General features: G+C 36.2%; 14 protein-coding genes. All 14 read left to right on the top strand.

Annotated features, from left to right (window positions below; translation table 11 throughout):
• The first annotated feature begins 87 nt into the window (after window positions 1-87).
• The 14 genes from spoIVB (at window position 88) to D7D81_RS14040 (ending at window position 12,163) form a co-directional block, all read left to right on the top strand.
• Window positions 88-1,398: a SpoIVB peptidase gene (gene spoIVB / locus D7D81_RS14105; protein WP_125990708.1), complete on the top strand. Its 1,311-nt coding sequence runs from the start codon at window positions 88-90 to the stop codon at window positions 1,396-1,398.
• A gap of 198 nt (window positions 1,399-1,596) precedes the next feature.
• Entirely contained in the window at window positions 1,597-2,385 is a 789-nt protein-coding gene (gene spo0A, locus D7D81_RS14100) for a sporulation transcription factor Spo0A (protein WP_125990707.1), read from the top strand.
• A gap of 80 nt (window positions 2,386-2,465) precedes the next feature.
• Window positions 2,466-3,584, top strand: a complete 1,119-nt coding sequence (gene steA / locus D7D81_RS14095; RefSeq protein WP_125990706.1) for a putative cytokinetic ring protein SteA — start codon at window positions 2,466-2,468, stop codon at window positions 3,582-3,584.
• Window positions 3,585-3,595: 11 nt separating this feature from the next.
• On the top strand, window positions 3,596-4,144 hold the full coding sequence (locus D7D81_RS14090; RefSeq protein WP_164522266.1) for a copper transporter: 549 nt from the start codon (window positions 3,596-3,598) through the stop codon (window positions 4,142-4,144).
• The gene (locus D7D81_RS14085) at window positions 4,141-4,806 is read left to right on the top strand and encodes a glycosyltransferase family 2 protein (RefSeq protein WP_125990704.1); all 666 of its coding nucleotides are present in this window, start codon (window positions 4,141-4,143) and stop codon (window positions 4,804-4,806) included. The genes D7D81_RS14090 and D7D81_RS14085 overlap by 4 nt, the downstream gene beginning before the upstream one ends.
• Before the next feature lie 18 nt (window positions 4,807-4,824).
• On the top strand, window positions 4,825-5,562 hold the full coding sequence (locus D7D81_RS14080; RefSeq protein WP_125990703.1) for a glycosyl transferase family 4: 738 nt from the start codon (window positions 4,825-4,827) through the stop codon (window positions 5,560-5,562).
• A 69-nt stretch (window positions 5,563-5,631) separates the two neighbouring features.
• Window positions 5,632-6,627, top strand: coding sequence for an ornithine carbamoyltransferase (gene argF / locus D7D81_RS14075; RefSeq protein WP_164522265.1), 996 nt, complete (start codon window positions 5,632-5,634; stop codon window positions 6,625-6,627).
• 75 nt (window positions 6,628-6,702) lie between these two features.
• The gene (locus D7D81_RS14070; RefSeq protein WP_125990701.1) at window positions 6,703-6,897 is read left to right on the top strand and encodes a hypothetical protein; all 195 of its coding nucleotides are present in this window, start codon (window positions 6,703-6,705) and stop codon (window positions 6,895-6,897) included.
• Between the two features lie 323 nt (window positions 6,898-7,220).
• Entirely contained in the window at window positions 7,221-7,445 is a 225-nt protein-coding gene (locus tag D7D81_RS14065; protein ID WP_125990700.1) for a 4Fe-4S binding protein, read from the top strand.
• A 14-nt stretch (window positions 7,446-7,459) separates the two neighbouring features.
• Window positions 7,460-8,524 carry a 3-methyl-2-oxobutanoate dehydrogenase subunit VorB gene (locus D7D81_RS14060; RefSeq protein WP_125992207.1) on the top strand — a complete coding sequence of 355 codons (1,065 nt, stop codon included), beginning with the start codon at window positions 7,460-7,462 and terminating at the stop codon, window positions 8,522-8,524.
• A complete protein-coding gene (locus D7D81_RS14055) occupies window positions 8,521-9,258 on the top strand; it encodes a thiamine pyrophosphate-dependent enzyme (protein ID WP_125990699.1) in 738 nt (245 codons plus the stop codon). Before D7D81_RS14060 ends, D7D81_RS14055 begins: the two co-directional genes overlap by 4 nt.
• Before the next feature lie 4 nt (window positions 9,259-9,262).
• Complete coding sequence (locus D7D81_RS14050) at window positions 9,263-9,799, top strand: 2-oxoacid:ferredoxin oxidoreductase subunit gamma family protein (RefSeq protein ID WP_125990698.1); 537 nt, start codon at window positions 9,263-9,265, stop codon at window positions 9,797-9,799.
• A 169-nt stretch (window positions 9,800-9,968) separates the two neighbouring features.
• Window positions 9,969-11,090, top strand: a complete 1,122-nt coding sequence (locus D7D81_RS14045) for a M20/M25/M40 family metallo-hydrolase (protein WP_125990697.1) — start codon at window positions 9,969-9,971, stop codon at window positions 11,088-11,090.
• Window positions 11,090-12,163, top strand: a complete 1,074-nt coding sequence (locus D7D81_RS14040) for a DUF3866 family protein (RefSeq protein WP_125990696.1) — start codon at window positions 11,090-11,092, stop codon at window positions 12,161-12,163. Before D7D81_RS14045 ends, D7D81_RS14040 begins: the two co-directional genes overlap by 1 nt.
• The last annotated feature ends 1 nt before the right edge of the window (window position 12,164 follow it).

Raw genomic sequence — 12,164 nt, 5'->3', positions numbered from 1 at the left:
CAATATATAACTGAATAACAAGCAATCCCGTAGGCTACTCTAAGATATAGAGGCGCCTATTTTATATTTATTTTAGGAGTGATGTCTTTGCGGAAAAAAATAGGGATTGTTTTTTTATTTGGACTTATTTTATTTTTAATTTCATTTTATTTTATTTTGTTTTATCAAATACCGGGTTCTTTTTCATTAATAAAGGGAGAAGAGACATTTTTATTTGAGTTTCCTTTTAATTTATCAATTAATGGAGAGAGGGATATTAGTTTAGAGATTAATGGTAGGACGATTAATAATATTGATGATATTTCTCTTAATCCTGGTAACGGTCTTAAAGTTAAAGCCAATCAAATTGGTAAGGTATCAATGGATTTAAAATTATTTGGTATTTTTCCTTTTAAAAGTATTACAGTTAATGTTTTACCTGAGATCAAAGTTTTTCCTGGAGGTCAGGCTATTGGTGTTTTATTAAGGAGTAAGGGGGTTATGGTGGTTGGTAAATCTTTTGTGGAAAGCAAGAATGGTCATCGTTATTATCCTGCTCGGGAAGCAGGTATCGAAGTAGGTGATACAATACTGGAGATTAATGGGAGTGAGATAAACGACAAATTAAAACTGGCTTCAAATATTCAAAAAATAGCAGAACAGGGTTTACCACTTTCTTTAAAGATAAAAACCCAGCAGGGGAAATTAAGGGCTGTAAATTTAAAAGCAGTAGAAAATAAACAGGGAATCTACATGATTGGTCTTTATGTTGATGATGGGGTTGCAGGTGTAGGAACATTAACATTTTATGAAACAGAAAAAAAGGAATATGGAGCCCTCGGTCATGAAATTACTGAAGCTAATAGTAATAACAGGATAGAGGTCAGGGAAGGCAAAATCATTGAGGCTAAAATATCGGGTATAAATTCAGGGAAAAAGGGTTTGCCAGGTGAAAAATTAGGAACCTTCTTTCAAACTGATAATGTAATCGGAGATATCGTCACAAATAATAAATTTGGTATCTATGGCAACCTTCATACTATACCTAACAATCCTTACTTTTCTGAGCCGGTTCCAGTAGCAGCAATTTCACAGGTCAAGACAGGTCCAGCAAAGATGTATACAGTTGTAAATGATGGAGTAATTGAAGAATTTGATGTTAATATTGAGAGAATATATCAGCAGAGTTATCCAGGTGATAAAGGGTTGATTATTAGTATTATTGACCAGAGATTAAAAGAAATGACTGGTGGTATAATACAGGGAATGAGCGGCAGCCCAATTGTTCAAAATGGTAGGATGGTTGGTGCAGTAACACATGTTTTTGTTAATGAGCCTACTAAAGGATATGGAGTTTTTGCAGAATGGATGCTTCTTCAAACAGGTATTTATGAAATGAACCGGGCTAGTAATTTTTAGTCCGGTTTTTTAAAAAATAAGATATATTACGATATGTTAGATAAAAAAAGAAATAATATATATTATAAGGAGTATAATATAAAATATGGAAAAATAATAAAATTTTACTTTATTAAGCAGGTGTTTAGAACTTAATGTAGAAGTTAATTATTGTCAGAGAAATTATGTAAAATTATAAAGGGGGAGTTTGATAATTCTATGGAAGAAAATGTTAGAATTGTGCTAGTTGATGATAATAGGGAGTTCTGTCAGTTGTTGGAGGAATACTTAAATGAACAGGAAAATTATGATGTGGTAGGAGTAGCTTATAATGGTGTAGAGGGTTTAGGACTAATTAAAGAAAAAGAACCAGATGTCTTAGTACTCGATCTGATTATGCCTCATTTAGATGGTATTGGTGTTATGGAAGAGATGAACAACCTAAATTTGACCAGAGACATTAAAACTATAATCTTGACTGCTTTTGGTCAGGAAGAGGTTACCAAAAGAGTTGTTGAACTGGGAGCAAATTACTATATTATGAAACCATTTGATCTTGACAAACTTGTGGAAAGAATTGATCAGTTGATGACTCCGCCTACCAGCTCCAGTAATGGCTATGTCCTGACTGGTAATCAGAATAGTAATAAAAAAGTAGATTTAAATGTCAGGATTACTGAGGTAATGCATCATCTGGGTGTTCCCGCCCATATTAAGGGGTACATATACTTAAGAGAAGCCATTGAACTGGTTATTAATGATATTGAATTTTTAGGTGCAGTTACTAAAGAATTATATCCGACAGTTGCTAATAAATTTCATACCACACCAAGTAGGGTAGAGAGGGCGATTCGACATGCAATTGAGGTCTCGTGGGACCGTGGTAATATAACTGCCTTAAACAAATATTTTGGCTCAACTGTTTCTGCTAATAGTGGTAAACCTACTAATTCACAGTTTATAGCCAAAATAGCTGACAAACTCAGATTAGAGTTAAGGGCCAGTTAATTATCAGTATAGATGTATTAAAATACCAGTATGATAAGGAATCTACTATCATATAATAAGGAAAAGCCCTGGAGGAGTTTTTGATGATAAAAGGAAGGGTTATCCTTAATAAAAAGACTAAAGATCTGGTTAAGGAAATAAAGGTCAATGAAATTGCCGTTATTGACCATAGAGATGTAGACCAAATTGCTGCCAGTTCACTTGTGGAAAAACAGGTTAAAGCGATTATTAATTTATCACCTTCAATTAGTGGAAGATATCCTAATGTTGGCCCGGAAATATTATTGCTGGCTGGGATACCAGTAATTGATATATCTGATGGGGATCTATTTTCAACCCTGAATAATGGTGATGAAATTCTTTTTAAGAAAGGATTAGTTTACAAATCTGGACAGATAATAGCCAGGGGTGAGGAATTAAGTAGAGAGCAGGTAAAAAATAAAAATAATCAGGCACGGACTAATCTGGAAAAGGAATTAAGCAAATTTCTTGATAATACCCTTTCCTATATTGATAAAGAGAAGAATGAGTTTTTCAATATCAAAACACCAGAACTGGGGATTGATTTCAACGGCAAACATGTGCTTATTGTTGTCAGGGGGGTAGATTATAAAGATGACCTGTCAGCAATTAAATCATATATCCGTGAAATGAATCCCATTATTATTGCCGTAGATGGTGGTGCAGATGCCTGTTTAGAAAGGGGATATCTCCCTGATATTATAATTGGAGACATGGATAGTGTTACAGATTATTCTTTAAAAAAAGCAAAGGTGATTCTAGTACATGCTTATTCTGATGGAAAGGCACCGGGTTTAAAAAGGGTAAAAAAATTAGGTCTGGATTATGAATTATTTCCTGCCCCTGGAACCAGTGAAGATATAGCAATGCTACTTGCTTATGAAAAGGGAGCAGAATTAATTACTGCAGTAGGTACCCATACAAATATGATTGATTTTTTAGAAAAGGGGAGGCCAGGGATGGCCAGTACATTCCTGGCTAGATTAAAGGTTGGTGATAAACTGGTAGATGCTAAGGGTGTCAGCAAACTATATCATAGTAAAATATATTATCACTACTGGTTACAGGTCTTTCTGGCAATATTACTCCCTTTAAGTATTGTAGTCTTTTTTTCGCCACATATAAAACAATTGCTACAGCTATTAGCCTTAAGATTCAGAATAATATTTCATTTATGAGAAGGGATAGTATGATTATAAACTTTCGTTATCATATCTTCACTATTACTGCAATTTTTGCTGCTTTAGGTATAGGAATTTTAATTGGTTCAAGTTTTGTAGCTGATCAGGGAATCGTTGAGGAGCAAAAGCGTATAATAACAAAAATTGGGAGTGATATTAATAATATTAAGAATAAGAATCTTTCTTTACAGGATAAGCTTGTTGAGCTGGAGAAAGAAATTGACTACCGTCAGAAGATGGAAAAAGAGATTTTATCCCTTCTCTTAAAAGATAGCTTAAAAGAAAAAAAATATTATATGGTAGATCAGGGGAGTATTTCTCTTGAATTTAAGAATGAATTAAAGGAAATTTTAAACAAGGCTGGAGCCTGGATTAATATAATAGATGGACCCATTAACAATGATGATTTAGAAGGGATAAACAAGGTAATATATTGGAATTGTGATCAAATTAAAAATGAAGCTGTTGAAGGTGTTCAGCAAGAAAAATATTTATTTTATAACCAAGAAGACTTATTAGGTTTAATCCTTACCCTTCTGAAGGAAGAAAAAACATGAATATCTCTATTATTATTCCAGCATATAATGAGGAAGACATAATCGGTAAAACCCTTGATGCCCTGGAAAAAATAAACAATATAACTGAAATCATTGTTGTTGATGATGGTTCTACAGATAATACGCCACTGTTATGTAATAGGAATAGGGTGAGGTTAATTAATCTGGTGCAAAATCAGGGTAAAGGACGTGCGGTTGAAGTAGGTGTAAGGGAATCACAAGGTGATATAATTGTCTTGCTTGATGCAGACTTGGGTGATAGTGCCCGGGAGGTAGAAAAATTAGCTAAACCGATTTTAGCTGGGGAAGTAGACTTGACTATTGCCTTATTAACAATTAAAGGTGGTGGTGTTGGCCTGCTCAGGAAGTTTGCTGATTTCAGTTTAAAAACTATAACTGGGTTAGCGATGAAAGCCCCACTATCCGGACAGAGAGCTTTTAAACGCAAAATTTTACCCTTAATAACCCCATTTTATAATGGTTATGGTTTAGAAATAGGTATGGATCTGCTTATTTTAAAAAATAATATCCAGTATAAAGAAGTACCCTGTAATTTTAAACATAGAGTAAGTGGTAAAGACTTGTCAGGATTTATCCACCGGGGTAAACAGTTTAAAGAAGTATTAACTGTTTTATGGTCTTTTAAAAATAATATAGTCTAATAGTCAGGGATGATGCTCTTGAACAAATTTTATGTAAAGACAAATCTCCTGAAGAATAACTACAGGGGTGAGCCGGTACTGGTGATAGGTGGTATAATCTATAGTATATCACTTCTTTTCTACTGGCTTTTTCTTTTTTTTATTAGCCCAATAACTGGCTTAGATAGGTTAATATTTCTAGTAGTGATAATTGCCTCAGTGAGTTTGCTAGATGATATGATAGGCAGTAAGGAACAGCAGGGTTTTAAAGGACATTTTAACAGTTTGCTTTCCGGTAGTCTTACAACAGGGGGATTGAAGGCTATTGTAGCTTTAGCAGCTGTACTTCTTGTTTTACTAGAAGATGATTTTTTTAATCTATTAATTAATACAGGGATTATTTTGCTGTCTACTAATTTCTTTAATCTACTTGACCTGCGCCCGGGTAGAAGTATAAAATATTTTATTTTGGTATCTAGCTTAATTTTATTTATATATCCTAAATTATATATATACTATCTTCCAGTTTACTTTATTTCTATTTTTTATTTACCGTATGAAATGAAGGCAAGTGTTATGCTAGGAGATACTGGTGCCAATGTTTTAGGGGCTGTTCTGGCTTACGGTCTGCTTCAGACATCTTTTAGTTTACGGCTAATTTTTGTTATTATCCTTTTATTACTAAATCTATTATCTGAAAAATATTCATTTACAGAGTATATTGCTGCCAACCACTTCCTTAAGTGGTTTGATGATTTAGGCAGATTAAACAAATAACCTTGACAGTTAAAGCAGTTTTATCCTATACTAGAGATATCTTTTAAAGGAGATAAGGGGGGCTTGAATATGTCGTATAATCTTAAGGGGAGGAATTTTTTAACACTGCTTGATTATAATAGAGAAGAAATCGATTATTTGATAAAACTCTCTGAAAACCTAAAAACCAAGAAAAATTCTGGTATTAAGGGTGATTTGCTGGAGGGTAAAAATATAGCTTTAATCTTTGAAAAAACATCTACCCGGACAAGGAGTGCTTTTGCTGTAGCTGCTAGAGATGAAGGTGCTTATCCAGAATTTTTAGGCATAAATGATATCCAACTTGGTAAAAAAGAGAGTGTAGCAGATACTGCCCGTGTTCTGGGTAGAATGTTTGATGGTATTGAATTTCGTGGATATGCTCATCAGACAGTTGAAGAATTAGCTGTCAATGCTGGTGTGCCTGTGTGGAATGGGTTAACAGATAGTTATCATCCGACACAGGTTCTGGCTGATTTGTTGACAGTTAAGGAAAATCTAGGTTATATTAAGGGAGTTAATTTTGCATACCTTGGTGATGGCAGGAATAATATGGCCAACTCACTTATGATTGCTGCAGCAATTATGGGTATGAATTTTACAATTGTATCTCCAGACAAATTGCGTCCTGCTCTAGCATTACAGGAAAGATGCCATAGTTTAGCCCGGGAATCTGGTGCAGCTATTAGACAGACAGATGATCCTATTACAGGAGTAAAAAATGCAGATGTTATTTATACAGATGTCTGGGTATCTATGGGCGAAGAAGATAAGTTTGCCAAAAGAATAAATTTGTTAAAACCCTATCAAGTTGATATGGAAATGATTAAGAACACCAACAATGATAATCCTATTTTTTTGCATTGTCTACCTGCTTATCATAATACTGACACTGAGAATGGAAAATACATATATGAGAAATATAATATTGAGGAAATGGAGGTTACAGATAGGGTTTTTAATAGTAAATACTCCAAAGTTTTTGATCAGGCAGAAAACAGGATGCATACTATCAAAGCAGTTATGGTTGCTACTTTAGGTAAATAAAGTAAGTGTATTTCACCATTGATATGGAATAATAATGGTGGAGGTGTTTACATGTATTTAAAGGGTTTGAGTTTAATGCAGAGGAAGCAGAAAAAGAATAATCCCCAGACTACTAGCTGGGTGGTGAGTGGCCTGGGCTTGCTTGTCTCAACTATTGGTGCTAGGATGGTAAAAAACCGTGTAGGTGCTGGTATAGTTGGTTTTGGACTTGCTCATGTAGTACTGGGACAGTTAGATAGGCTGCGTCCTACTGTAAAAGAAAATAGTTAGTAAACACCTTTTAAAGGGATAAGGGTTTTCTCCTTATCCCTTTTTGCATTTATTGCTAGCAATAAGGGTTTATCCAGAGGAGGAGTAATTAAAGGCTCTGGTTGCCGGAGCAAACAGGGTATTAAGTGGTGAAGAAAAGGCAAAAGAATATTTTTTTGATAATAATAGGTTTATAGAGTTAATAAAATAAAGGAATTTTAAAATTTATCTAGAATTATATTATTACCAGGTAATAATATCAGCTAATAGGACAAGGTAATAATATGCATAATAATATGTTCAAGCAATTATTTTGAATTTTAGTATAAAAAGGGGGTAATGCCATGACCAGTGATAAAAAGGTTATTTTTAATGAAGAACGGTGTAAGGGTTGTGAGTTGTGTACTACAGTTTGTCCTAAAGAAATAATAAAAATGGCGGAGAAAATTAATAGTCATGGGTATCATCCTGCAGAGGTGGTTGAGCAGGATAAATGTATAAGCTGTGGGAGATGTGCCCTTATCTGCCCTGATGTAGTTATTGAGGTGTATCGACCTGTAAATAAATGAGAGGAGGGAAAATGATGGTTGATAAGGTTTTAATGAAAGGCAATGAAGCGATTGCTGAAGCGGCTATTAAGGCTGGCTGTAGGTATTTTTTTGGTTATCCGATTACACCACAGAATGCCCTACCAGAATATATGTCTAAACGTCTACCGGAAGTTGGTGGTGTTTTCCTCCAGGCAGAGAGTGAGGTTGCTGCTAGTAACATGGTTTACGGTGCTGCCGGTGCTGGAGCCAGGGTTTTGACATCTTCATCAAGTCCTGGTATTAGTCTGAAGATGGAAGGTATCTCTTATATTGCTGGTGCAGAACTGCCAGCAGTTATTGTTAATATAATGAGGGGGGGGCCTGGATTGGGTGGGATTCAACCCTCACAGGCAGACTATTTTCAGGCAACAAAAGGTGGTGGACATGGTGACTATAGATTGGCAGTACTGGCACCTTCTTCTGTGCAGGAAGCTGTTGATTTGACGATTGATGCCTTTGATATTGCAGATAGATACCGAAACCCGGTTATGATTCTGGGAGATGGTATGATTGGTCAGATGATGGAACCAGTGGAATTTAAACAGGAGATAGACCCGGCAGACTTACCGTTAAAAGAATGGGCTACTGATGGGGCCAGGGGGAGAAAACCCAATATTATTAACTCCCTTTTCCTTGATCCTCAGAAACTTGAAGACCATGTAATGAAATTGGAAGATAAATATAAGCAAATGAAAGCAAATGAAGTGCGTTATGAATTATATAAGATGGATGATGCTGAATTGGCAGTTGTTGCCTATGGGACTACGGCTCGTATATCAATTAGTGCTGTCGATATGGCAAGAAAGAAAGGAATCAAGGCTGGACTAATCAGGCCGATTAGCCTGTTCCCTTTTCCAGAAAAGGTTATTAATGAAACAGCAGAGCAAGTGGTTAATTTCCTGACTGTTGAAATGAGTACCGGGCAGATGGTTGAAGATGTACGATTGGCTGTAAATGGGGAAAAACCGGTTTATTTCTATGGAAGAACAGGTGGTATGGTACCATCTCCAGAAGAAATACTGGCTGAAATAGAGAAAATTGGGGGTGTAAAGAGATGAAAATCGTAGCTGCTTATCCGGAATCACTGACAGATAAAGAATTTCATTATTGCCCAGGCTGTACCCATGGTATAATACACCGCCTTGTAGCAGAGGTAATTGATGAACTTGGTGTCAGGAAGGATACGATAGGGGTTGCTCCTGTTGGTTGTGCTGTTCTGGCCTATGATTATTTTAATTGTGATATGCATGAGGCCTCTCACGGCCGGGCACCTGCTGTTGCTACTGGAATTAAACGGGTCCACCAGGATAAAGTTGTTTTTACCTATCAGGGTGATGGTGACCTGGCTTCAATTGGTACTGCTGAAATTGTACATGCTGCTAACCGTGGTGAATTAATATCTACCGTATTTGTTAATAATGCTATTTATGGAATGACAGGTGGCCAGATGGCACCTACTACCCTGGATAAACAGAAGACTACAACATCACCATATGGTAGGGATAAGGGGCTAGCTGGTAATCCGATTAAAATATCTGAGATGCTGGCAGTCCTGGATGGTCCTGCTTATATTGCCAGGGTTTCTGTTCATGACCCCAAACACATAAGACAGGCTAAGAAGGCTATCCAAAAGGCCTTTCAGGTTCAACTGGAAGGCAAAGGATTTGCCATGGTAGAGGTTTTATCTTCCTGTCCAACTAACTGGGGTATGAGTCCGGTTCAGGCCCTTAAATGGCTGGCAGAAAATATGCTTGATGTATATCCACTTGGGGTATTTAAGGAGGTGGATTAGTATAATGAAGGAAGAAATTATTTTGGCTGGATTTGGTGGCCAGGGAGTTATGTCTATTGGAAAACTTATTGCCTATGCGGGGATGAAAGAGGGGGATGAGGTATCCTGGATGCCTTCATATGGCCCCGAGATGCGGGGTGGTACAGCAAATTGTACAGTAATTGTTTCCAGTGATAAAATACCATCACCTTTGTCTTCGCGTCCTGATACAATAATTGTGATGAATCTACCTTCATGGGAGAAGTTTTCACCAATGGTAAAAAAGGATGGACTTGTGCTTTTGAATTCTTCTTTGATCAACAAAATTGTAATAAGAGATGACCTGGAAATTATTAAGGTACCAGCTAATGATATAGCAGATGAGATAGGGAATAAGCAGATAGCTAATATGGTTATGTTAGGAGCCTATCTTGCCAGAAAGGGAATTGTAAAAATGGAGACTGTTAAGCAATCTTTGAAAAATGTTCTGCCTGAAAGAAGACATGAGTTGATACCAGTTAACGAAAAAGCCCTTGATTATGGGGTTGAACTAATAGATTAGGGATTAAAAATATAATTAGGATACTATTTACGACAGAAGGTCTGCTATAAGAGGCTTTTTGTCGTTTTTTTATTTATAATTATGGAGGAGAATAAAAGCATATCCAGAATAATAGGTATAAGTTATGGACATATTTAATTTATAAATTGTGTTAGTGGAGGAATTGTAGATGAAAAACAATCGGGTAATAGATTTATTTCTGGAGCTGGTACAAATTGATAGTATATCACTTGCAGAAAGGGAGATGGCTGATAGACTAAGTGCTGAATTGAAATCACTTGGTGGGGAAGTTCATGAAGATAATACTGCCAAGAAGATAGGTGGTCAGGCTGGAAATATTATTGGATATTTTAAAGGAAATGATAATTATCCAGCAATACTTTTATCAGCACATATGGACAGGGTAGAACCTGGTAGGGGAATTAAACCTGTTATTAGAGGTGATTATATCTATAGTAGTGGCAATACGGTGCTGGGGGGTGACGACCTTATTGGTGTTTCTGCAATTCTGGAAGTTATCAGGGTACTTAAGGAAAGAAGAATAGAACATGGTGATTTAAAAGTTGTTTTCTCTGTAGCTGAGGAACTGGGTTTACTTGGGGCCCGGCAACTGGACCCTGTAGAAATTAGTGGTCTTGACCTGGGAATAGTCCTTGATGTTGATGGGGATGTTGGTACAATTGTATATAAGGCCCCAGCACAGCTTAAATTTAATGCTGTGATCAAAGGTAAATCAGCTCATGCAGGTATGCATCCTGAAGAGGGTATCAATGCAATTAAGATTAGCAGTAAGGCCATCTCAGATATTAAACTAGGCCAGATAGATGAGGAAACAACAGCAAATATAGGGGTGATAAGGGGTGGGAAAGCAATTAATATAGTACCAGAGATTGTAGAACTGGAAGGGGAAGTAAGAAGTCACAATGATCTAAAACTAGAAAAACAGCTTAAGCATATGAAAGAAATAATTAAGCAGGCAGTGGAGAAATATGGTGGTAGTGTAAAATATAATATTGAAAAACTATATCCGGGATTTGAATTGCCTCTGGAAAGTGATATAATAAGATTGATTGCATATTCCATGGAGGGGCTTAAAATCCCTATTATTTATATGGTAAGTGGTGGGGGAAGTGATGCAAATATCTTTAATAAACTTGGTCTGCCAACAATAAACCTTGGAGTGGGAATGGAGAAGGTGCATACCAGTAATGAGACTGTTTGTATGCATAATATGATCAAGCTGGTTGAACTAATGATAAAGGTGATTAAAGATAGTAGGGGTTACTATTAATGTATGATATGTCAATAGAGAAAGGTAGAGTATTAAAAGTAATTAATAAGACTACAGAGCTCTCTTTCCTGGAGGTTTTAATTAAAGGATTGGGTGTGTACAAGGCTGTCAATTATAACTACCTTACCGGGGAAATTAAAACTGGTGATAAGGTATTACTAAATACTACCGCCTTCAATCTACAGCTGGGGACCGGAGGATATCATTTTGTTTGTTCTAATATAAGCAGTAATTCCAGGGGTTTAAATGATAAAAAGGGTCATATTATGAAACTCCGTTATACACCCTGTCAATTGAGAACTTTAAGTGTCGAAGAAGAAGACAGTCCTTATCATGATATTTTTACTAAGGATTATAATTTAGATGGCTATCCAGTTGTTTTAATTCCTCTGCACAGCCTGTTGGCCCCACTACTTGTAATCTATAAAAGTTATTATCCACAGCAGAGGGTTGTCTATATTATGACAGAGCAGGGTTCGTTATCAATAGGGTTTAGTAAAACAGTACAATTTTTAACAAAGAAAAAACTCCTTGATAAGACTATTACTGTTGGACATTCCTTTGGTGGTGACCTGGAGGCTATTAATATTTTTACTGCTTTGATAGCTGCCCGTGAAGTTCTTAGGGGGGATCTGATTGTTGTAGGCATGGGTCCAGGTATTGTTGGTACTGGAACTAGGTATGGATTTAGTGGGATTGATGATTGTTTTACATCTTATGCTATAAATATTATCGGAGGGACCTGTGTCTTTGTACCCAGGATTAGTTTTGCCGATAAACGGCAGAGGCATTTTGGTTTAAGCCATCATAGTCGTACAATCCTGGAGGAATTAATTGATTTTCCGGTAGAGCTTATTCTACCGCTTGATGATAGACTGAAAAAACAATTACTTGCCTGTAATATTTTAGAGAAACACAATTGTTGTTATTATCAAATAGATGGGATTGTAGAGAAACTCTTTAATTCAGGGATTGATTTCTATAGTATGGGGCGTTCTTTAGAGGATGACCCGATGTTTTTTAGCACAGCTGGTCTGGCTGTTAATAGGATAAAAGAATTACTAGGAGAGTGAG

Source organism: Halocella sp. SP3-1, assembly GCF_003953885.1.
Taxonomy (GTDB): domain Bacteria; phylum Bacillota; class Halanaerobiia; order Halanaerobiales; family DTU029; genus Iocasia; species Iocasia fonsfrigidae.
The sequence above is the reverse complement of the archived record's forward strand: the minus strand, read 5'-3'. Positions and strand labels throughout refer to the sequence as shown.